The following is a 19,425-nucleotide window of genomic DNA, read 5'->3' on the forward strand; positions in this document are numbered from 1 at the left end:
CTTGGTCGCTCATTTGCGACTTCCTTATGTTAACATCTTCGTTTTTCGATGTCAACTAAGTTTTTCAATTTCTTTTTTGTCGTTTTCTGCGTTTCTGCATCAGCGACGGTTATTAATTTATCATATATTAACTATTAACGTCAACACTTTTTAATAAAAATTTCTTTTTCTTACATAACGGATACATTCTTCCGCGTTAGCAACTCTCCGAAACAAACAAAAAATGATTTTATATCTTTCTTCCATTGCCTTTTTTACAACGTCATGAATACGCTCATCTTCAAAATCAAATAAAAGTTCCTCTAGCTCTCTCTTCAACATGTATTCCATTTCTTTTCTCTCTTCTTTCGTCAACATAATCCCAAGCAAATCATCACCTCAATAATCCCTTACGGGGCAATAAACATTCCGCTCATTTTCACTTATCAAAATCCTCTCATTCATTATATCCACTACTTACGATATTAATCACTTGTTCTCTTTTTTATATTTTAAGCATATATGTAACTGAAAAGGATTGGACAAAGGGGCGTAATATTATGTTTTTCTTTTTTATTACGAGTAAAAGAACTTTTAAACACATTAGCTTAATAGTAATACTTTCCTTATTTACGGCATGGCTTCTCTTTTTAAAAACATATTCACATGAGTCTGCTTTTTCAACAGCTACAGGACCTAAGGTAATTTACAAAGGGGACACCAGTAAAAAACAAGTTGCATTCACGTTTGATATTAGTTGGGGAGACAAAAAGGCTATTCCAATCCTTGATACACTTAAAGAAAGAGATATTAAGAATGCAACCTTCTTCCTTTCTGCTGCATGGGCAGAAAGACACCCTGATATTGTTGAACGCATCATGAAAGATGGACATGAAATCGGTAGTATGGGCTATAATTACACGTCCTACACTTCTCTAGAGACAAATGAAATACGAAGAGATCTTTTGCGTGCACAAGATGTTTTTACGAAACTCGGTGTGAAACAAGTCAAGCTATTACGTCCGCCTAGTGGAGACTTTAACAAAGCAACACTTAAAATAGCAGAATCACTCGGATACACTGTCGTTCACTGGAGTAATAATTCGAACGATTGGAAAAACCCAGGTGTAAATAATATCGTATCCACCGTCTCTAATCATTTGAAAGGTGGAGATATCGTTTTATTACATGCATCCGACTCTGCCCTTCAAACAAATAAAGCTTTACCACTGCTTCTACAAAAGCTAAAGAGTGACGGATATGAACAAATATCTGTCTCACAACTTATTTCCAACACAAGTACAAAAAGTGAAGATGTAAAGTAATTTCCCTACTACCCTTCACACATAAAAAGCTCTATTACCTTTCATCCAGGTAATAGAGCTTTTTTTATCCTGATATTCACAGTAGTACAACTATTACTGCGTAAAAACAAGATAATTCTCTTAATTAAACAGATTTACTCGTTCTTCCAATTAAACGATGTAACACAAGTAACTGATATGCATTACACAATAAAAGTGGTATCACCATTAAATATAACCAATCTGTATCATTAATCCGAAGTGCTGGTACCCATTCAAGAATTGTGACGACAACCATAAAAAACAGGGCAGGCACAAATGCTTTTTTATTCGTTTCTTTACTTTTTATATAAGCAACAATCGCTCCAAACACAAATAATACCCCAGCAACAAGTATGTTATTCCCTAATGAAACTTCCCCATTTGCAATAAGTACGGATCTTAAATATACGAAATCAAATAATACAAATGCGATAAAGAAAAGTTGTACTGCATTCCATAAAGAAGATGACCGAAACATCCCGAGTCCAAAACGATGAATTGTTAAATATGCAAAGAACCCCATTTGACTTATAACACTAAAAATAAATCCTACACCCATCAACCAGAAAGAAATTGCTAGAATTTCCTTACCGTCGAAATTTTGAAAAAATTTAGCGTACTTGTCCCACTCTAAAACAAACCCGATAAAGACCGTACTAATTCCTCCAAGAAACAACGTCGTTAAAAATAGTCGTACCCACTTGCGGCTATTCACAACACATCCCCCATTATTCGTATATTTCTAATTAAATTGTATCAATGACAATTTCAAAAAGCTAGCCATGTTCATGTATAAATTCCTTAAAGATATTTATATTAAAAAAGAGAACTGTGTTGAAAGGAGTCCCAATTTATGAAACGGATGCTACTCGTTTTGATTTCTTCTTTTTTATTTATCGCACTTGTAGCATGTGCACAAGAAAAAGAAGCTAAATCCGAACTAGATTACGATCAAACAAAGAAAATGATTATTGATATTTTAAAAACTGACCAAGGAAAGAAAGCTATTCAAGATGTATTAACAGATGAAAAAATGAAACAAGCACTCATACTAGATGAAACAGTAGTAAAGAAAACGATTGAAGATGCAATGGTATCCGACAAAGGGCAACAATTCTGGGAAAAGCTCTTTAAAGACCCTGAGTTCTCATCGAAATTCGCTAAAAGTATGGGAAAAGAACAGACAAACTTAATGAAAACTCTCCTAAAAGATCCTGAATACCAATCAGGTGTGATAGAAATTATGAAGAACCCTGAAGTAGAAAAAATAATGCTGCAAACAATGAAGAGTAAAGAGTACCGTCAATATTTACAACAAGTACTAACAGAAACCGCTGAAAGCCCTCTCTTCCAAGCTAAGATGATTGACATCATTAGTAAAGGTGTACAAAAAGCTGAAAAAGGTGGGTCTGATAAGAAAGAAGCGGGCGGTGAAGGTGGTTCCCAAGAAGGGAACAAAGAACAACAGTAAAAATACTAACTATAATAATGAGTGGACGATATATATATCGTCCACTCATTATTACTTTACTTTTGCGTGACAGCTGTTTTCTCAATCACTGTTTCAGCTATCGTACGATAAATAAGACCCGTTGTATGTGTATCTTCATATACTGACGGCGCAAAGTCCTCTTTATTCCAATCAGGTTGTTGAAGTGGAATTCGGCCAAGTACATCTGTTTGGAGTTCTGTAGCTAATTTATCTCCTCCACCTCTTCCAAATACATACTCTTTCTCTCCAGTTACTTTACTTTCAAAATACGCCATATTTTCAACAACACCAAGAATACTATGTTCTGTGCGTAAAGCCATCGCTCCAGCACGTGCTGCTACGAACGCCGCTGTTGGATGAGGTGTCGTTACAATAATCTCTTTACAAGCCGGTAACATCGAATGTAAGTCTAGCGCAACATCACCTGTACCTGGAGGTAGATCTAATACTAAATAATCTAAATCACCCCATTCTACTTCTGTGAAGAAGTGATTTAACATCTTCCCAAGCATTGGCCCTCTCCAAATAACCGGTGCATTATCTTCTACAAAGAATCCCATAGAGATTACCTTTACACCTAGACGCTCTACCGGAATTATCTTATCACCTCTTACGATAGGACGTTTTTCTATCCCCATCATATCTGGTACGCTAAAACCGTAAATATCTGCATCAATAATACCAACCTTTTTCCCTAGACGAGCTAAAGCAATTGCAAGGTTAACAGAAACTGTTGATTTTCCAACTCCACCTTTTCCACTCGCCACTGCTAAAAATGTCGTTTTTGAGTTTGGTGATAATAAAGATTCACTCTTCTCTTCTTGCGGCGGCGCAAACTGAGCTAATTCCTCTTCCGTAAACTCTGCAAAACGAAGTCCCACCGTTGCTGCCCCAAGTTCTTTTACTAACTTTACGATTTCGGCTTGCAATTGCATTTGTTCTGCTGTACCCATTTTTACAATTGCAATTTTAACACTCACATGTCCCTTTTCCGGCTTGACTGTTACCTCTTTAATTGCATTTGTTTCTTTTAACGTTTTATGTAAAAACGGATCTACAATCCCTTCTAATGCTTCTACTATTTGCTCTTTCGTTACCATAATTAGCCCAGCCCCCTGTATGAAAAATAACGTAATGTTAATTAAATTTATCTCTCTTCATTCCTGAAATAAATGCGTTTACATTTCCAGTATAACATATTTTCCGAAAACTTCGTTAACGACAGAAACTCAAAAAAATCCTCCTTATTCTGGAGGATTTCCTTTTTCCGTGAAATAACGTAATATACCACGATATATAGCGGCAGCTACCTTTTGCTGATATTTCTCCGAATTTAACATATACCTTTCGTTCACATTCGATAAAAAGCCAGCTTCAATTAAAGCACCTGGTGTCTTCGCATACTTTAATAAATACACATGAGAAATCGTTTTAGCAGAACGGTTCGTATTTTCTAAACTCGTTCGCAATTCAGCTTGTATAAATTTCGCAGCACGTTCATTTTCAAGTAACGAACGATAATAGAACGTTTGTGCGCCTTTTGATCCACTACTCGTTAAAGCATTTAAATGAATACTTGCAAAAAAGTCTACATCAGGTTTATTAATGATCTCTACACGCTTTTTTAAATCCTCCGCTTTACGTCTACTATACGACTTTGTATCCTTGTGAGCTAAATCATAGTCTCCCTCACGTGTTAAAATAACTAACGCACCTTGTTCTTGTAAATAATCTTGTACTTTCTTTGTAATCTCAAGTGTAATATCTTTTTCTATAATATCCTTTCCACCAACAGCCCCTCCGTCTGGCCCACCATGCCCAGCATCTAGTACAATTACTTTCCCTGATAAGGGTAAATTCCAAGCTCGCCACGATTTTGTAATTTGAAACTCTTGTTTGACCAAAAAAAACAAAACAACCGCAGCGAGTGCAAAAGAGATAATTCGAATTCTCTTCATACCTTTCCTCCTCCAGCTAGTCCCTCTAATTACTTATATGGGACAAGAGGAAAGTTTATGCTTGTCTTAATGAAGCTTTAATCGATATCTTCTTTCACCTTTTTCATATCCTTCCTGCCACCATAAGCCGATAAACTGCTGGCAAGATTCAAAAAGTAATTCCTCATCTTGTAACTTAATTTCTCGCATAGTCATGCTCGTTAAAAATTGAAATAGTGTTTCTGTTAATTGTTGCTCTTCTTCCAAAGCTCTATATTTCACGTCAAAGAACGATTCGCCATAATAACCAAATTTACTATATCTCGCTCCTAATAAATACGATTCTATCCCTAATTCAATGCAGTAATCTTCATACTGACGATGAAGCTCCTGCATCTGAAAGGCATCTCTAATATTTGAACGTAATGTTTTTAATGATAATTCCCGCAGCATCTTTCGTTCATATTTCAACTGCTTTTCTTTTTGTTTTTCTTGTAAGCTGACAATGACATTCATAGTACTTATAAACCTCCCTACTACGTATTAGTCTAAACTTCTAGAGAAGAAGCATACGCGAGCGGATAGCACTAAAATATTCCAAGCAATAAAAATTATAAAAGAGGAATGAAACATAAAAAAACCCCAACCAAAATGGTTGGGGTTTGTAGTTCGCAAAAATTAACGTTTTGAGAACTGAGGTGCACGACGTGCGCCTTTAAGACCGTATTTTTTACGCTCTTTCATACGTGCGTCACGAGTTAATAGACCTGCACGTTTTAGTGTTAGACGGTATTCTGGATCAGCTTTTAATAAAGCGCGAGAAATACCGTGACGAATAGCACCAGCTTGACCAGTGTATCCACCACCATTTACGTTTACAAGTACATCGTAGTTACCTAAAGTTTCTGTTGCAACTAGAGGTTGTTTCACTACTTCACGTAATGCAGCAAATGGGATATAGTTTTCAAAATCACGACCGTTAATGATAACGCGTCCTTCGCCTGGAACTAGGCGTACGCGCGCTACTGAACTCTTACGACGTCCAGTGCCATAGTATTGAACCTGTGCCAAAGTAAGCCCTCCTTTAATTAATTATCCGCGAAGTTCGTAAACTTCTGGTTTTTGTGCTTGGTGTGGATGCTCTGCTCCAGCATACACGTTTAGTTTCTTAGAAACTTGACGGCCTAAGCGTCCTTTTGGAAGCATGCCTTTAATTGCAAGCTCTAACATTTGTACAGGGTAGTTTGTACGCATTTCTAGAGCTGTTCTTTGCTTAAGTCCACCTGGGTGGTTAGTGTGACGGTAGTAAATTTTATCGTTTAATTTATTACCTGTTAAATGAATTTTCTCAGCGTTAATAATAATTACATGATCACCCGTGTCAACGTGTGGTGTAAATGTAGGTTTGTTTTTACCGCGTAAAATAGATGCTACTTCCGTAGATAGGCGACCTAAAGTTTGACCTTCAGCATCAACCACATACCATTTACGCTCAACTTCGTTAGCTTTTGCCATAAAAGTCGTACGCATGTGTTTCCCTCCTCGTTATCTTTTCCATAGAAAAAATCTATTGTTTATCTTAAACACGATTTCCTTCCGGGGCTAATCGTGGTTTTAGAAACAATACCATATGTTATGATATACTTTTGAGTTTCTAATGTCAAGCAAATGTTACACCAGGATTAGTTGTTATAGTTTACCTCCCATAAGTAAAGCCCATGACCTGGAGCCATCTTTCCAGCAAACTGACGATTTTGTTTCGCTAAAATCTCTGGAATGCTATCAGGATCAAGCTTTCCTTGCCCTACGCTAAGCAACGTACCAACAATAATTCTGACCATATTATATAAAAATCCATTGCCTACAAAACGAAAAATTAATTCATCGCCTTGCTCAATTAATTCTATTTCATAAATTGTTCGCACTTTATCCTTTTTGTCAGTTTTTGCAGAACAAAAAGAGGTGAAATCATGCGTTCCAATAAAATACGGAATCGCTTTTCTTATAGAATTGATTTCAAGCGGATATGGATATTGATATACGTAATTTCTACGGAATACATCCGCAGTCTTTGATAATAATACACGATAACGATATTCTTTTTTCTCAACACCGTAACGCGCATGAAATTCTTCAGTTTTTTTCTCTACCTGCCTGATAACAATATCATCTGGCAACATTGTGTTTAAAGCATTACTCCATTGCCACTCTTCAAGAGACAACGGTGTATCAAAGTGTATTACTTGTCCTTTGGCATGAACGGTAGAATCCGTTCTGCCCGATGCCTGAACACGAACAAGCTCCCCTTTATGCAATTTCTGCAATGCTTTCTCTATCTCTTGTTGAACAGTACGATGCTGCGGCTGAATTTGATAACCACAAAAATGCATGCCATCATATGCAACCGTACATTTTATTCTATCCATTTCTCTATTCTCCATTACGATCGCACCCATGCCAAAATACAAGCTAAACAAAGTAAGCTTATAATCGTTACTGTATCGCTTGTTTTCCAGCGTAGTTGCCTAAATTTAGTACGTCCTTCGCCACTTTGATATCCACGGGCTTCCATCGCGATTGCTAAGTCCTCTGCACGCTTAAAAGCACTGATAAATAGAGGAACGAGTAATGAAATGATAGCTTTCATCCTATCCTTTATCGGGCCCCCTGCGAAATCAATACCACGTGACGCTTGTGCCTTCATTATTTTACTCGTTTCATCCATTAGTGTCGGGATAAAACGAAGAGAAATTGACATCATTAACGCGATTTCATGAACAGGAACTTTTATACGCTTCAACGGCTTTAATAACGTCTCCAACCCATCTGTAATTTCAATAGGTGTCGTCGTTAACGTTAATAATGTCGTCATTAGAATAATAACGACGAATCGTATAGAAATGTATATCCCTTGCTCTAATCCTTTTTCATGTATAGAAAACCAACCAAGTTGGAATAGTACATCCCCTTCTTTATTTGTAAAAATATGCAGGAAAAATGTAAAAAGAAAAATCCATAAAATTGGTTTTAAGCCCGAAAGTACATAACGAATCGGCACTTTTGCAAAAAATAAAGCAATGAGTGCATATAAAAATAAAAATCCATATGAAATCGCATTATTTGCCAAGAAAACAACAAATACATATAAAAAGACAATCAGCAGCTTCGTACGTGGATCAAGTTGATGAATAAGTGAATTCCCTGGGATATATCTCCCAATAATCAACTGCTGCATGATTCATGACCACCTTTTCGTAACACCTGCACAACTTCATGAGTAAGATCCTCTAAAGATAAGGTAGCCTTTGGAATTGAAATGCCAAACTTCTCTTCAATTGCACGTTTATACTTTAAAGACATAGGAAGATCAACGCCAATTTTTTCTAATTCATCAGCATGTGAAAATACTTCCGCTGCACTTCCTTGCAAAAAGACCGTTCCTTTATGCATGACTACAACCTGCTCTGCATACTTAGCAGCATCCTCCATATTATGCGTTACAAGGATAACTGTAAGACCTTTCTCCTTATGTAGCTTATAAAACATCTCCATAAGTTCATTCTGCCCTTTAGGATCTAGCCCTGCTGTAGGTTCATCTAATACAAGCACTTCGGGTTCCATAGCCAGTACGCCCGCTATCGCAACACGCCTCATTTGCCCTCCACTTAACTCGAACGGAGAACGTGTTAATAGTTCTGTATCTAATCCTACAAGTTCAATTGCCTCTCTGGCCTTTTTCTTCGCTTCTTCTACAGATACCCCAAAGTTTGTAGGGCCGAAACAAATATCTTTCTCCACAGTCTCTTCAAACAACTGATGTTCTGGGAACTGAAAGACAACCCCTACTTTTTTACGTAGTGGCTTTAGCTTCTTTTCTTTCTTTCCTGCCGAAATGAAATGTTCACCAATTTGAACCGTACCATTTGTCGGCTGCAATAAACCATTTAAATGTTGAATCATCGTCGACTTACCTGAACCAGTATGACCGATAATGGCATAATAGCCCCCACTTGGAAACGACACGTCTACATCATAAAGTGCGCGTCTTTCAAATGGAGTTTTATATTGATAACGATGTTCTACTTTTTGGAATGTAATCTCCAAAGTTCGTTCACCAAGCTTTCCATTGTAAGATGCGTATTTTGCAAGTGAATTTCATTTCTTTTTAATAATTCTGCTATTTTCACTGAAAAAGGTACATCTAATCCAATTTCTTGGAGCATATGAGAGGATTTGAAGATTTGCTCTGGGGTCCCTTCCTCCAATATTTCTCCCTTGTTTAAAATAACAACCCGGTCTGACTGTGCCGCCTCTTCTAAATCGTGCGTAATTGATAACACAGTAATCCCTTTCTGATTAACGAGCTGTCTAACCGTTTCTACTACTTCACGTCTCCCCTGAGGGTCTAGCATTGACGTTGCTTCATCTAGTATTAAAATAGATGGCTGAAGCGCTAAAACGCCTGCTATTGCCACTCGCTGCTTTTGTCCACCAGATAACGAATGAGGCTCATCATTAAGAAAATCTTCCATACGGACGAGTCGTAGGGCCTGTTCCAACCTTTCTACCATCTGCTCTCTTGGCATTCCGATATTCTCCAAACCAAATACAACATCATCTTGCACTGTTGTTCCAACAAATTGGTTATCTGGATTTTGAAATACCATTCCAATTTGCTTTCGAACATCCCATACCGTTTCCTCTGATAAAACCATTGTATCGTTTACTGTAATTGTCCCTGCTTCCGGCAAAAACAAACCATTCAATAATTTTGCAAGTGTAGACTTCCCTGAACCGTTTTGTCCAATAACAGATACCCATTCTCCTTCATATAAGGAAAATGAAACATCTTTTAATGCATAAGTGGCTGCCCCAGGATATTGAAATGATATATTTTCTGTCCGAAGTTTCTCTTTTTTCAATACAAGGCACCCTTTCTTTTGCCAAGTTAGCCTATTTTTATATTTAAAAAAAAGGGCCATGACCAGTTTCTTGAAAAGAACTGTCCTGCCCTTTTAATTATCATTATACTAACTCGATAATTACCATTGGTGCTGCGTCTCCGCGACGTGGACCAATTTTTGCAATACGAGTGTATCCGCCTTGGCGCTCAGCATAGCGTGGAGCTACATCAGCGAATAGTTTTTGAAGTGCATCTTGACCAGTCTCAGCGTTAGCTACTTCATTGCGAATGAAAGCTGCTGCTTGACGACGAGCATGAAGATCTCCGCGTTTACCTAAAGTGATCATTTTTTCCACTACAGAACGAAGTTCTTTTGCACGAGTTTCTGTCGTTTGGATGCGCTCGTTGATAATTAAATCAGTAGCTAAGTCACGTAACATAGCTTTACGTTGCGCACTTGTACGGCCTAATTTTCTGTATGCCATTCGTAGTTCCCTCCTTTGTTGATGGGTTTAAATCCTCAGTCGTCTTTACGTAAACCTAAACCTAATTCCTCAAGTTTATGTTTAACTTCTTCTAAGGATTTACGTCCTAAGTTACGAACTTTCATCATATCTTCTTCTGTTTTGTTCGCAAGCTCTTGTACAGTATTAATTCCTGCACGTTTTAGGCAATTATAAGAACGAACAGAAAGGTCTAGTTCTTCGATAGTCATCTCAAGAACTTTCTCTTTTTGATCTTCTTCCTTCTCGACCATAATCTCAGCATTTTGTGCTTCATCAGTTAAACCAACAAAGATATTTAAATGCTCAGTTAAGATTTTGGCACCTAAAGAGATAGCTTCTTTTGGCCCGATGCTTCCATCCGTCCATACATCAAGCGTAAGCTTATCATAATTAGCCACTTGTCCGACACGTGTCTTTTCCACTTGGTAAGTCACACGTGATACTGGAGTATAAATAGAATCAATAGGAATTACTCCTATTGGTTGATCTTCGCTTTTATTTGCATCAGCTGGCGTATACCCACGGCCACGCTTTGCAGTTAAACGCACGCGGAAATGCGCATCTTTTGCTAACGTTGCAATGTGTAAATCTGGATTTAAGATTTCTACATCACTATCGTGAGTAATATCAGCAGCTGTGACAATACCTTCGCCCTGCACATCAATTTCCAACGTCTTCTCTTCTTCAGAGTAGATTTTAAGAGCTAACTTTTTCAAGTTTAAGATGATCGTCGTAACGTCTTCTACTACGCCCTCAACTGTTGAAAATTCATGTAATACGCCATCGATTTGGATAGCAGTAACAGCGGCACCAGGGAGTGAGGATAAAAGAATACGACGTAAGGAGTTACCCAAAGTAGTACCATATCCACGCTCAAGCGGTTCAATTACGAATTTACCATATTTAGCATCTTCGTTAAGTTCAACCGTTTCGATTTTCGGCTTTTCGATTTCAATCATTAACTAAACCCTCCTTCAAAACGTCGAAACCCCGGTTAAACAAAGGTATACACCCCTGTCTAACCGAAAGTCCCCCTTAGGCAGTTCCCGATTGTGCACAACAAGCGATGTTTCTGTACGAAATTTCTCGATAATGCATCATATCCATTATAGACAAAAGGGAAAATTCTATACAGAAAAATTACACACGACGACGTTTTGGTGGACGACATCCATTATGAGGAACTGGAGTAACATCTCTAATTGCTGTTACTTCTAGACCTGCAGCTTGAAGAGCACGAATTGCAGCTTCACGACCAGCACCAGGACCTTTAACAGTAACCTCTAAAGTTTTTAAACCGTGTTCCATTGCAGCTTTAGCAGCAGTTTCAGCAGCCATTTGCGCAGCGAATGGAGTAGATTTACGAGATCCACGGAAACCAAGTGCACCAGCACTAGACCAAGAAAGTGCGTTACCGTGAGTATCTGTAAGTGTTACGATTGTGTTGTTGAAAGTAGAACGAATATGAGCTACACCAGCTTCAATATTCTTTTTCACACGTTTTTTACGAGTGTTTGTTTTACGTGCCATTGTTAGTTCAACCTCCTTTACTTATTATTTCTTTTTATTTGCTACTGTACGACGTGGACCTTTACGTGTACGAGCATTGTTTTTAGAGTTTTGACCACGAACTGGTAAACCACGACGGTGACGAAGACCACGGTAAGAACCGATCTCCATTAGACGTTTGATGTTAAGAGATACTTCACGACGAAGGTCTCCCTCAACTTTAATACGATCGATGATATCACGGATACGTCCTAATTCGTCTTCCGTTAAATCACGAACTCGTGTTTCTTCAGAAATACCTGCTTCAGCAAGAATTTTTTCAGCAGTTGTACGACCAATGCCGAATACGTAAGTTAAAGAAATAACAACGCGTTTGTCTCGAGGAATATCTACACCTGCGATACGTGCCATTACGAATGCACCTCCTTCTGATTAACCTTGTTTTTGTTTATGTTTAGGGTTTTCACAAATAACCATTACTTTTCCACGTCTACGAATAACTTTACATTTTTCGCAGATTGGTTTAACTGACGGTCTTACTTTCATGTCTCGAACCTCCTTAAAGATTACGGAGTGCTATATTATTTAAAACGGTACGTAATACGACCACGATTTAAATCGTACGGAGATAATTCTACCGTAACTTTGTCTCCTGGTAAAATACGAATGAAGTTCATACGGATTTTACCAGAAACGTGAGCCAATACGACATGCCCATTCTCTAATTCTACTTTGAACATAGCATTTGGCAACGTTTCAAGAACGGTACCTTCGACTTCAATTACATCATCTTTAGCCATTCAATAGTTCTCCCTTCTTCAAATCAGTAACATTTTACACTGCTCTGAAATCCCGGAGAGCCAGCTACTTATAAAGTGGTAAGGATTTCGTATCCTGCTTCTGTAAGAGCAATCGTGTGCTCAAAATGGGCACACCATTTACCATCTACCGTTACCACTGTCCAGTCATCAGATAGTGTTTTTACATATCGTCTTCCTTGATTCACCATCGGCTCAACACAGATGACCATTCCCGGCTTTAATCTAGGGCCTCTATTTGGTGGACCATAGTGCGGGATTTGAGGGTCCTCATGTAAGTCTTGCCCGATTCCGTGACCAACATACTCCCTAACGATCGAGAATCCATTCTCTTCAGCATGGGTTTGAACCGCATGTGAGATATTTGATAATCTTTCGCCTGGTTTTACTTGTTCTAGACCAAGATACAACGATTTTTCTGTGACATCAAGTAGCTTTTGAACAGATTCAGAAATGTTTCCAACTGGATACGTCCATGCAGAATCTCCATGGTACCCATTGTATTTCGCACCAATATCGATACTGATGATATCGCCCTCTTTGAGCTTGCGCTTCCCTGGAATTCCGTGTACAAGCTCTTCATTTACAGAAGCACATATGCTCCCCGGAAATCCGTTATATCCTTTAAAAGATGGCGTAGCACCATATTTTCGAATCGTCTTTTCCGCTATTTGATCGAGCTCTTTCGTTGTAATTCCTGGAGTAATGTGCTGTTTCAACTCTTGATGAGTTAAAGCAACGATTCTGCCCGCTTCTCGCATGATTTCTATCTCGCGAGGAGTTTTGCAGATGATCACTACGCTAAGCCTCCGATGAGAACATCGATATCAGCAAATACTTTATTGATATCTTGCTCACCATTAATGCTTTGTAAGTAACCAAGCTCTTCGTAGAAATCAAGCAAAGGTTTTGTTTGCTTAATATTTACATCTAAACGATTTGCTACAGTTTCTTCATTGTCATCAGAGCGTTGATATAATTCGCCACCACATTTATCGCACACATCAGCTTTTGCTGGTGGATTGAATTCTAAATGGTAAGTCGCACCGCACTCTTTACAAATGCGACGGCCTGTAAGACGTTTTAATAACAACCCTGAATCCACATTAATGTTTAAAACATAGTCGATTTTTTTGCCAAGATCTTTCATAATTTCTTCAAGAGCTGATGCTTGTGCAACAGTTCGTGGGAAACCGTCCAGTAAGAAGCCTCTTACGCAGTCTTCTTGACTTAAACGTTCACGAACGATTCCGATTGTAACTTCATCTGGAACAAGTGCACCTTTATCAATAAAAGATTTTGCTTGTAGACCCATTTCAGTTTCAGCCTTCATAGCTGCACGGAACATATCTCCTGTTGAAATGTGAGGGATGTTATACTTGGCAACAATCTGTTCGGCTTGTGTACCTTTACCAGCACCAGGAAGCCCCATTAAAATTAAGTTCATCCTTGTTCCCCCTCAGAGTACATGAGCATGTAGGGAAGACAATTCTTCCCACCTACTCACTGCTTGATAAACCCTTTGTAATGGCGTTTTACCAGTTGGCTTTCTAGCTGCTTCATTGTTTCTAAAGCAACGCCGACAACGATTAACATACTCGTTCCACCAATCTGTGCAGATGGAGGAAGATTTCCCAGTTTCGTAAAGATAACTGGTAAGATTGCAATCGCTGCTAGGAAAATTGATCCTACAAAGGTCAAACGATACAAAATTTTTGTTAGATATTGTTCTGTATTCTTACCCGGACGAATACCAGGAACATATCCACCTTGCTTGTTTAGATTCTCTGACATTTGCTCTGGATTAACCTGAACAAACGCATAGAAATATGTGAAGGCTACAATGAGCGCAACATATATGATCATTCCCACTGGATGAGAATAGTTAAAGTTTGCAATAATCCACTGCGATACATCATGATCCGGGAAGAACTGTGCAATAGTCGGAGGCGTAATTAAGAATGAAACAGCAAAAATTACTGGAATAACACCAGCACTATTTACCTTAAGCGGTAAATGTGTGTTTTGTGCTCCAGCATAACCACCATTTCCTCCTGTTACACGCTTCGCATATTGAATTGGGATCTTTCTAACAGCCTGTTGAATGAAAATAACACCTACAATAACTGCTAGCACAGCTAGTAAAATCAATGCAACTTTAACGATACTCATGAACAATTGATCTCCGATATTTTGAAACTGTTGCTGATACACTTGAGATATAACACTTGGGATCGCTGCGGCAATACCACCAAAGATAAGGATGGAAATACCATTACCTACACCTTTAGCTGTAATCTGTTCACCTAACCACATTAAAAATGCAGTACCAGCAGTCAGTACCGTAGCAATGTATAAATAAGTGCTCCAACCAGGATTCAAAATTAATTGCCCACCTACCATACCGTTAAAACCGATTGACATACCAAACCCCTGAATAAACGCAAGAACAATTGTAAAGTAACGCGTGAATTGCGTTAATTTACGACGGCCCATTTCACCTTGCTTCGACCATTCCGAAAATTTAGGAACAACATCCATCTGCAATAATTGCACGATGATGGATGCTGTAATATACGGCATGATTCCCATCGCAAAGATGGAGAAGTTTTTCAAGGCTCCACCGCCAAATGTATTTAGAATACCTAAAGCATTTAATTGATCTTGTGCCTTCAGTACGTCTCCATTTGTAAATGGCACGGGGATAAACGTGCCAATCCTGAATACGATTAACATCGCTAAAGTGAATAATATTTTACGTCTTATCTCAGCAACGCGCATAAAGTTGGAGATTGTACGAAACATTAGATCACCTCAACTGATCCGCCAGCTGCTTCAATTGCTTCTTTAGCACTTGAAGAGAACTTGTGCGCTTTAACAGTTAGTTTTTTCTCTACTGCTCCGCTTGCAAGAATTTTAACACCGTCGTTTAACTTGCTGATAACGCCAGTTTCCAGCAATAATTCAGGTGTTACTTCTGTACCATCTTCAAAACGATTTAACGTTGATAAGTTTACAATAGCAAACTCTTTACGGTTAATGTTTGTGAAGCCGCGTTTTGGTAAACGACGGAATAATGGAGTTTGACCACCTTCGAAGCCAAGACGAACACCGCCGCCAGAACGTGCGTTTTGTCCTTTATGACCTTTACCAGCAGTTTTACCGTTACCAGAACCGATACCACGACCGACACGGTTACGTACTTTACGAGAACCTTCTGCAGGTTTTAATTCATGAAGTTTCATTCCCAGGCACCTCCTTATATTAATGAGTTATCCTTAAGCTTCTTTTACAGTTATAAGGTGAGAAACTTTGTTGATCATACCAAGAATAGCAGGAGTTTCTTCCTTAACTACAGTTGAATTCAACTTTTTAAGACCTAAAGCTTCTACCGTCGCACGTTGATCTTGTGGACGACCAATTACACTACGAGTGAGGGTAATTTCTAACTTTTTCGCCATTTGTTTTCCCTCCTTAACCTAGTAGCTCTTCTACAGATTTACCGCGTAATTTTGCAACATCTTCAGCGCGCTTAAGTTCGCTTAATCCGTTCACAGTAGCGCGAATCATGTTGATTGGTGTGTTAGAACCAAGAGATTTCGAAAGAATATCTTGTACACCAGCTAATTCAAGGACCGCACGAACAGGTCCACCAGCAATAACACCAGTACCTTCAGCAGCAGGTTTTAAGAATACTTCACCAGCTCCAAAGTGACCGTTGATTGTGTGTGGAATTGTTGTACCAACTAATGGTACAGCGATTAAGTTTTTCTTAGCGTCTTCGATAGCTTTGCGGATTGCGTCTGGTACCTCTTGTGCTTTACCAGTACCGAATCCAACATGACCGTTTTTATCGCCAACTACAACTAGTGCAGCAAAGCGGAAACGACGACCACCCTTAACAACTTTCGCGACACGATTTATCGTAACTACACGTTCTTCAAGTTCTAATTTACTTGGGTCAATGCGATGCATCAATTTTCCCTCCTTTGACCATTAAAATTGTAATCCAGCCTCACGAGCAGCTTCAGCTAGAGCTTTAACACGGCCATGGTATAAGTAACCACCGCGATCAAATACTACTTCTTTAACGCCTTTCTCTACAGCACGCTTAGCAACTGATTCTCCAACTTTCGTAGCAGCTTCAATATTGCTAGTACCGTTAAGAGCAAGGTCTTTATCAAGAGTAGATGCACTTACTAACGTTACACCATTCACATCATCAATAACTTGAGCGTAAATATGTTGGTTAGAACGGAACACGTTTAAACGTGGACGCTCTGCAGTACCAGTAAGTTTAGCACGTACACGTGCATGTCTTTTCTTACGAGTCGCATTTTTATCAGCTTTAGTGATCATTTTCTTGTCACTCCTTTCTCTCACCTAACGGGTTTACTTAGCAGTTTTACCTTCTTTACGACGAACAACTTCGCCTTCGTAACGAATACCTTTACCTTTGTAAGGCTCAGGAGCACGTACAGCGCGGATGTTAGCAGCGAATTCGCCAACACGTTGCTTGTCGATACCTTTAATTACGATCTTAGTTGGTGCAGGTACTTCAACTTCAAGACCTGCTTCCGGAGTCATTTCTACTGGATGAGAATAACCTACGCTTAATACAAGTTTATCACCTTGTTTTTGAGCACGGTAACCAACACCGACTAATTCAAGTCCGCGTGCGAAACCTGCAGTTACACCTTCAACCATGTTTCCGATTAAAGCACGAGTTGTACCGTGTAATGCACGGTGTTCCTTCTGTTCAGATGGACGCTCAACTGTTAATGTATTCTCTTCAATTTTGATAAGCATATCAGCATTGAAAGTACGAGTTAATTCACCTTTAGGGCCTTTTACTGTTACAGTATTGTCTTCTGCAACTGTAATAGTAACACCTGCAGGGATTTCAAGAATCTTTTTACCAATACGAGACATGTGGTCACACCTCCGTTCGTTTTAAATATATATTACCAAACGTATGCTACTACTTCTCCACCAGTTTGTAATTGACGAGCGTCTTTGTCCGTCATTACTCCCTTAGATGTAGAAACAAGAGCGATACCTAATCCGTTAAGTACACGTGGTACTTCGTCAGCTTTAGCGTAAACGCGTAAGCCAGGTTTACTGATACGTTTTAATCCAGTGATTACACGTTCATTGTTTGCACCATATTTCAGGAAAATACGAAGGATACCTTGTTTGTTATCCTCGATGTATTCTACATCACGAATGAAACCTTCACGTTTTAAAAGTTCAGCGATCTCTTTTTTGATTTTAGAAGCAGGAACCTCTAATTTCTCATGACGTACCATGTTCGCATTACGGATGCGAGTAAGCATGTCTGCAATTGGATCTGTCATCACCATGTGTTTTACCTCCTTCCCATTTGTGGGTTTTACCAACTAGCTTTTTTAACACCAGGAATTTGACCTTTATATGCAAGTTCACGGAAACAAATACGGCAAAGTTTAAATTTGCGGTATACAGAATGCGGACGACCGCAGCGTTCGCAACGTGTATACTCTTGTACTTTAAACTTAGGAGTACGCTTTTGTTTCGCTATCATAGATTTTTTAGCCACGTTTTCGCCTCCTCTACTTAGCGTTGGCTTCCATTATTTTTGGAATGGCATACCGAATTGTGTTAAAAGTTCACGAGCTTCTTCATCAGTTTTCGCTGTAGTAACGATTACGATGTCCATACCGCGGACTTTGCTTACTTTATCATAGTCGATCTCAGGGAAAATAAGTTGCTCTTTAACACCTAATGTGTAGTTTCCACGACCATCGAATGATTTCTTAGAAACACCACGGAAATCACGTACACGTGGTAAAGAAACTGATACTAATTTGTCGAAGAACTCATACATTTGCTCGCCGCGTAAAGTTACTTTCGCACCGATTGGCATACCTTCACGAAGACGGAAACCAGCGATTGATTTTTTAGCACGAGTTACAACAGGTTTTTGACCTGCGATTTGTGTTAATTCTTCTACTGCATTGTCTAAAGCTTTTGAGTTAGATACCGCGTCACCAACACCAGTGTTGATTACGATCTTTTCGATTTTCGGTACTTCCATCACAGATTTATAGTTAAACTTGCTCACTAGAGCAGGAGTAATTTCCTTTTGGAACTTCTCTTTAAGGCGATTCAATGAAGTGACCTCCTTTCTTAAGAAAATTATTTATCTAATAATTCACCAGATTTTTTTGCAATACGAACTTTTTTACCATCTTCTACTTTGAAGCCTACACGAGTAGGTTCACCTGTTTTCGGATCTAAAATCATAACGTTAGAAACGTGAATAGGTGCTTCTTTAGTAATAATTCCACCTTGTGGATTTAATTGAGATGGCTTAGAGTGCTTCTTAACGATGTTGACACCCTCAACGATAACACGGTTTTGCTTTGGGAAAGCCACAAGGATAACGCCTTGTTTTCCTTTGTCTTTACCAGTGATTACCTGTACTTTATCACCTTTTTTTACATGCATCTTAATTCTGCACCTCCTTAGCAAGGCAATACCTTAAATTATAGAACTTCTGGAGCTAAAGAAACGATCTTCATGAAGTTGCTATCACGTAATTCACGAGCTACTGGTCCGAAGATACGAGTACCACGTGGGCTCTTATCGTCTTTAATGATAACCGCTGCGTTTTCATCAAATTTGATATAAGAACCGTCCGGACGACGAGCTCCGCTCTTCGTACGTACTACTACTGCTTTAACAACGTCACCTTTTTTAACAACGCCACCTGGTGTTGCTTGTTTTACCGTAGCAACGATAATATCACCAATGTTAGCATATTTACGACCAGAGCCGCCTAATACTTTAATTGTTAAAAGTTCACGTGCACCAGAGTTGTCAGCAACTTTCAAACGAGATTCTTGTTGGATCATGTTATGAAACCTCCCTTCGGACTAAAAATTCCGATTCGT

32 protein-coding genes are annotated in these 19,425 nt (G+C 38.9%); 2 read left to right on the forward strand and 30 right to left on the reverse strand.

Annotated elements, in window-relative coordinates:
* Nucleotides 1-150: 150 nt before the first annotated feature.
* The gene (locus ACQKNI_RS24985) at nt 151-369 is read right to left on the reverse strand and encodes a hypothetical protein (RefSeq protein WP_088232933.1); all 219 of its coding nucleotides are present in this window, start codon (nt 367-369) and stop codon (nt 151-153) included.
* Between the two features lie 170 nt (nt 370-539).
* Between ACQKNI_RS24985 and pdaB the strand changes: the two genes are divergently transcribed.
* Entirely contained in the window at nt 540-1,304 is a 765-nt protein-coding gene (pdaB, locus tag ACQKNI_RS24990; protein WP_088232932.1) for a polysaccharide deacetylase family sporulation protein PdaB, read from the forward strand.
* 124 nt (nt 1,305-1,428) lie between these two features.
* Here the strand turns inward: pdaB and kbaA are convergent, their stop codons facing one another.
* Complete coding sequence (gene kbaA, locus ACQKNI_RS24995; protein ID WP_088232931.1) at nt 1,429-2,040, reverse strand: KinB signaling pathway activation protein KbaA; 612 nt, start codon at nt 2,038-2,040, stop codon at nt 1,429-1,431.
* A gap of 138 nt (nt 2,041-2,178) precedes the next feature.
* Here kbaA and gerD point away from each other — a divergent pair, with 138 nt between their 5' ends.
* Nucleotides 2,179-2,796 carry a spore germination protein GerD gene (gene gerD / locus ACQKNI_RS25000; RefSeq protein ID WP_088232930.1) on the forward strand — a complete coding sequence of 206 codons (618 nt, stop codon included), beginning with the start codon at nt 2,179-2,181 and terminating at the stop codon, nt 2,794-2,796.
* 56 nt (nt 2,797-2,852) lie between these two features.
* Here the strand turns inward: gerD and ACQKNI_RS25005 are convergent, their stop codons facing one another.
* The 28 genes from ACQKNI_RS25005 to rplN all read right to left on the reverse strand — a co-directional run bounded on the left by ACQKNI_RS25005 (nt 2,853) and on the right by rplN (nt 19,386).
* A complete protein-coding gene (locus tag ACQKNI_RS25005) occupies nt 2,853-3,917 on the reverse strand; it encodes an Mrp/NBP35 family ATP-binding protein (RefSeq protein WP_088232929.1) in 1,065 nt (354 codons plus the stop codon).
* Nucleotides 3,918-4,061: 144 nt separating this feature from the next.
* Nucleotides 4,062-4,775, reverse strand: coding sequence for an N-acetylmuramoyl-L-alanine amidase CwlD (gene cwlD, locus ACQKNI_RS25010; RefSeq protein ID WP_071711511.1), 714 nt, complete (start codon nt 4,773-4,775; stop codon nt 4,062-4,064).
* A 66-nt stretch (nt 4,776-4,841) separates the two neighbouring features.
* The gene (locus ACQKNI_RS25015) at nt 4,842-5,270 is read right to left on the reverse strand and encodes a YbaK family protein (RefSeq protein WP_001101006.1); all 429 of its coding nucleotides are present in this window, start codon (nt 5,268-5,270) and stop codon (nt 4,842-4,844) included.
* A 162-nt stretch (nt 5,271-5,432) separates the two neighbouring features.
* Nucleotides 5,433-5,825 carry a 30S ribosomal protein S9 gene (rpsI, locus tag ACQKNI_RS25020; RefSeq protein ID WP_000079986.1) on the reverse strand — a complete coding sequence of 131 codons (393 nt, stop codon included), beginning with the start codon at nt 5,823-5,825 and terminating at the stop codon, nt 5,433-5,435.
* A 21-nt stretch (nt 5,826-5,846) separates the two neighbouring features.
* Nucleotides 5,847-6,284, reverse strand: a complete 438-nt coding sequence (gene rplM / locus ACQKNI_RS25025; RefSeq protein WP_001260795.1) for a 50S ribosomal protein L13 — start codon at nt 6,282-6,284, stop codon at nt 5,847-5,849.
* Nucleotides 6,285-6,436: 152 nt separating this feature from the next.
* Nucleotides 6,437-7,180, reverse strand: coding sequence for a tRNA pseudouridine(38-40) synthase TruA (gene truA / locus ACQKNI_RS25030; RefSeq protein ID WP_088232934.1), 744 nt, complete (start codon nt 7,178-7,180; stop codon nt 6,437-6,439).
* A 14-nt stretch (nt 7,181-7,194) separates the two neighbouring features.
* A complete protein-coding gene (locus ACQKNI_RS25035) occupies nt 7,195-7,989 on the reverse strand; it encodes an energy-coupling factor transporter transmembrane component T family protein (RefSeq protein ID WP_427282718.1) in 795 nt (264 codons plus the stop codon).
* Nucleotides 7,977-8,858, reverse strand: a complete 882-nt coding sequence (locus ACQKNI_RS25040; RefSeq protein WP_427282719.1) for an energy-coupling factor ABC transporter ATP-binding protein — start codon at nt 8,856-8,858, stop codon at nt 7,977-7,979. The genes ACQKNI_RS25035 and ACQKNI_RS25040 overlap by 13 nt, the downstream gene beginning before the upstream one ends.
* Nucleotides 8,834-9,676 (reverse strand): energy-coupling factor ABC transporter ATP-binding protein, encoded by an 843-nt coding sequence (locus ACQKNI_RS25045; protein ID WP_140417510.1) that lies wholly within the window; start codon nt 9,674-9,676, stop codon nt 8,834-8,836. Before ACQKNI_RS25045 ends, ACQKNI_RS25040 begins: the two co-directional genes overlap by 25 nt.
* A gap of 103 nt (nt 9,677-9,779) precedes the next feature.
* Nucleotides 9,780-10,142, reverse strand: coding sequence for a 50S ribosomal protein L17 (rplQ, locus tag ACQKNI_RS25050; protein ID WP_000331490.1), 363 nt, complete (start codon nt 10,140-10,142; stop codon nt 9,780-9,782).
* Nucleotides 10,143-10,177: 35 nt separating this feature from the next.
* The gene (locus ACQKNI_RS25055) at nt 10,178-11,122 is read right to left on the reverse strand and encodes a DNA-directed RNA polymerase subunit alpha (RefSeq protein WP_000569643.1); all 945 of its coding nucleotides are present in this window, start codon (nt 11,120-11,122) and stop codon (nt 10,178-10,180) included.
* Between the two features lie 181 nt (nt 11,123-11,303).
* The gene (gene rpsK, locus ACQKNI_RS25060) at nt 11,304-11,693 is read right to left on the reverse strand and encodes a 30S ribosomal protein S11 (protein WP_000101799.1); all 390 of its coding nucleotides are present in this window, start codon (nt 11,691-11,693) and stop codon (nt 11,304-11,306) included.
* A gap of 24 nt (nt 11,694-11,717) precedes the next feature.
* A complete protein-coding gene (rpsM, locus tag ACQKNI_RS25065) occupies nt 11,718-12,083 on the reverse strand; it encodes a 30S ribosomal protein S13 (protein ID WP_000090788.1) in 366 nt (121 codons plus the stop codon).
* A gap of 21 nt (nt 12,084-12,104) precedes the next feature.
* Nucleotides 12,105-12,218 (reverse strand): 50S ribosomal protein L36, encoded by a 114-nt coding sequence (gene rpmJ / locus ACQKNI_RS25070; protein ID WP_000868344.1) that lies wholly within the window; start codon nt 12,216-12,218, stop codon nt 12,105-12,107.
* A gap of 35 nt (nt 12,219-12,253) precedes the next feature.
* A complete protein-coding gene (gene infA / locus ACQKNI_RS25075; RefSeq protein WP_001029884.1) occupies nt 12,254-12,472 on the reverse strand; it encodes a translation initiation factor IF-1 in 219 nt (72 codons plus the stop codon).
* Between the two features lie 68 nt (nt 12,473-12,540).
* A complete protein-coding gene (gene map, locus ACQKNI_RS25080; protein ID WP_088232926.1) occupies nt 12,541-13,287 on the reverse strand; it encodes a type I methionyl aminopeptidase in 747 nt (248 codons plus the stop codon).
* Nucleotides 13,287-13,937, reverse strand: a complete 651-nt coding sequence (locus tag ACQKNI_RS25085) for an adenylate kinase (RefSeq protein ID WP_001048996.1) — start codon at nt 13,935-13,937, stop codon at nt 13,287-13,289. Before ACQKNI_RS25085 ends, map begins: the two co-directional genes overlap by 1 nt.
* A 56-nt stretch (nt 13,938-13,993) precedes the next feature.
* Nucleotides 13,994-15,295 carry a preprotein translocase subunit SecY gene (secY, locus tag ACQKNI_RS25090; protein ID WP_000490116.1) on the reverse strand — a complete coding sequence of 434 codons (1,302 nt, stop codon included), beginning with the start codon at nt 15,293-15,295 and terminating at the stop codon, nt 13,994-13,996.
* Nucleotides 15,295-15,735, reverse strand: a complete 441-nt coding sequence (gene rplO, locus ACQKNI_RS25095) for a 50S ribosomal protein L15 (RefSeq protein WP_000766080.1) — start codon at nt 15,733-15,735, stop codon at nt 15,295-15,297. The genes secY and rplO overlap by 1 nt, the downstream gene beginning before the upstream one ends.
* 33 nt (nt 15,736-15,768) lie before the next feature.
* Nucleotides 15,769-15,951 (reverse strand): 50S ribosomal protein L30, encoded by a 183-nt coding sequence (gene rpmD, locus ACQKNI_RS25100; RefSeq protein ID WP_001085231.1) that lies wholly within the window; start codon nt 15,949-15,951, stop codon nt 15,769-15,771.
* 13 nt (nt 15,952-15,964) lie between these two features.
* Nucleotides 15,965-16,465 carry a 30S ribosomal protein S5 gene (gene rpsE / locus ACQKNI_RS25105; RefSeq protein ID WP_000554646.1) on the reverse strand — a complete coding sequence of 167 codons (501 nt, stop codon included), beginning with the start codon at nt 16,463-16,465 and terminating at the stop codon, nt 15,965-15,967.
* A 21-nt stretch (nt 16,466-16,486) separates the two neighbouring features.
* The gene (gene rplR / locus ACQKNI_RS25110; protein ID WP_000628816.1) at nt 16,487-16,849 is read right to left on the reverse strand and encodes a 50S ribosomal protein L18; all 363 of its coding nucleotides are present in this window, start codon (nt 16,847-16,849) and stop codon (nt 16,487-16,489) included.
* Between the two features lie 33 nt (nt 16,850-16,882).
* Entirely contained in the window at nt 16,883-17,422 is a 540-nt protein-coding gene (rplF, locus tag ACQKNI_RS25115; protein ID WP_000086556.1) for a 50S ribosomal protein L6, read from the reverse strand.
* A gap of 32 nt (nt 17,423-17,454) precedes the next feature.
* Complete coding sequence (rpsH, locus tag ACQKNI_RS25120) at nt 17,455-17,853, reverse strand: 30S ribosomal protein S8 (RefSeq protein WP_000245511.1); 399 nt, start codon at nt 17,851-17,853, stop codon at nt 17,455-17,457.
* A 29-nt stretch (nt 17,854-17,882) separates the two neighbouring features.
* The gene (gene rpsN / locus ACQKNI_RS25125) at nt 17,883-18,068 is read right to left on the reverse strand and encodes a 30S ribosomal protein S14 (RefSeq protein ID WP_001085700.1); all 186 of its coding nucleotides are present in this window, start codon (nt 18,066-18,068) and stop codon (nt 17,883-17,885) included.
* A gap of 33 nt (nt 18,069-18,101) precedes the next feature.
* Nucleotides 18,102-18,641, reverse strand: a complete 540-nt coding sequence (rplE, locus tag ACQKNI_RS25130) for a 50S ribosomal protein L5 (protein WP_001080829.1) — start codon at nt 18,639-18,641, stop codon at nt 18,102-18,104.
* Nucleotides 18,642-18,667: 26 nt separating this feature from the next.
* Nucleotides 18,668-18,979 (reverse strand): 50S ribosomal protein L24, encoded by a 312-nt coding sequence (gene rplX, locus ACQKNI_RS25135; RefSeq protein ID WP_000558200.1) that lies wholly within the window; start codon nt 18,977-18,979, stop codon nt 18,668-18,670.
* Nucleotides 18,980-19,017: 38 nt separating this feature from the next.
* On the reverse strand, nt 19,018-19,386 hold the full coding sequence (gene rplN, locus ACQKNI_RS25140; RefSeq protein WP_000615912.1) for a 50S ribosomal protein L14: 369 nt from the start codon (nt 19,384-19,386) through the stop codon (nt 19,018-19,020).
* Nucleotides 19,387-19,425: the final 39 nt, after the last annotated feature.

Source organism: Bacillus sp. NPDC094064 (genome assembly GCF_050279585.1).
GTDB lineage: Bacteria > Bacillota > Bacilli > Bacillales > Bacillaceae_G > Bacillus_A.

Coding starts and splice junctions, on each gene's coding strand:
- infA (WP_001029884.1), bottom strand. CDS start 12,472: ATGGCTAAAGATGATGTAATTGAAGTCGAAGGTACCGTTCTTGAAACG.
- rplQ (WP_000331490.1), bottom strand. CDS start 10,142: ATGGCATACAGAAAATTAGGCCGTACAAGTGCGCAACGTAAAGCTATG.
- rplM (WP_001260795.1), bottom strand. CDS start 6,284: ATGCGTACGACTTTTATGGCAAAAGCTAACGAAGTTGAGCGTAAATGG.
- rpmD (WP_001085231.1), bottom strand. CDS start 15,951: ATGGCGAAAAAGTTAGAAATTACCCTCACTCGTAGTGTAATTGGTCGT.
- rpsK (WP_000101799.1), bottom strand. CDS start 11,693: ATGGCACGTAAAACAAACACTCGTAAAAAACGTGTGAAAAAGAATATT.
- rplN (WP_000615912.1), bottom strand. CDS start 19,386: ATGATCCAACAAGAATCTCGTTTGAAAGTTGCTGACAACTCTGGTGCA.
- secY (WP_000490116.1), bottom strand. CDS start 15,295: ATGTTTCGTACAATCTCCAACTTTATGCGCGTTGCTGAGATAAGACGT.
- rplX (WP_000558200.1), bottom strand. CDS start 18,979: ATGCATGTAAAAAAAGGTGATAAAGTACAGGTAATCACTGGTAAAGAC.
- rpmJ (WP_000868344.1), bottom strand. CDS start 12,218: ATGAAAGTAAGACCGTCAGTTAAACCAATCTGCGAAAAATGTAAAGTT.
- ACQKNI_RS25055 (WP_000569643.1), bottom strand. CDS start 11,122: ATGATTGAAATCGAAAAGCCGAAAATCGAAACGGTTGAACTTAACGAA.
- ACQKNI_RS25035 (WP_427282718.1), bottom strand. CDS start 7,989: ATGCAGCAGTTGATTATTGGGAGATATATCCCAGGGAATTCACTTATT.
- rplF (WP_000086556.1), bottom strand. CDS start 17,422: ATGTCTCGTATTGGTAAAAAGATTCTTGAAATCCCTGCAGGTGTTACT.
- rpsE (WP_000554646.1), bottom strand. CDS start 16,465: ATGCATCGCATTGACCCAAGTAAATTAGAACTTGAAGAACGTGTAGTT.
- ACQKNI_RS25085 (WP_001048996.1), bottom strand. CDS start 13,937: ATGAACTTAATTTTAATGGGGCTTCCTGGTGCTGGTAAAGGTACACAA.
- cwlD (WP_071711511.1), bottom strand. CDS start 4,775: ATGAAGAGAATTCGAATTATCTCTTTTGCACTCGCTGCGGTTGTTTTG.
- gerD (WP_088232930.1), top strand. CDS start 2,179: ATGAAACGGATGCTACTCGTTTTGATTTCTTCTTTTTTATTTATCGCA.
- rpsM (WP_000090788.1), bottom strand. CDS start 12,083: ATGGCACGTATCGCAGGTGTAGATATTCCTCGAGACAAACGCGTTGTT.
- rplO (WP_000766080.1), bottom strand. CDS start 15,735: ATGAAACTTCATGAATTAAAACCTGCAGAAGGTTCTCGTAAAGTACGT.
- rpsH (WP_000245511.1), bottom strand. CDS start 17,853: ATGGTGATGACAGATCCAATTGCAGACATGCTTACTCGCATCCGTAAT.
- ACQKNI_RS25005 (WP_088232929.1), bottom strand. CDS start 3,917: ATGGTAACGAAAGAGCAAATAGTAGAAGCATTAGAAGGGATTGTAGAT.
- truA (WP_088232934.1), bottom strand. CDS start 7,180: ATGGATAGAATAAAATGTACGGTTGCATATGATGGCATGCATTTTTGT.
- ACQKNI_RS25015 (WP_001101006.1), bottom strand. CDS start 5,270: ATGAATGTCATTGTCAGCTTACAAGAAAAACAAAAAGAAAAGCAGTTG.
- rplR (WP_000628816.1), bottom strand. CDS start 16,849: ATGATCACTAAAGCTGATAAAAATGCGACTCGTAAGAAAAGACATGCA.
- pdaB (WP_088232932.1), top strand. CDS start 540: ATGTTTTTCTTTTTTATTACGAGTAAAAGAACTTTTAAACACATTAGC.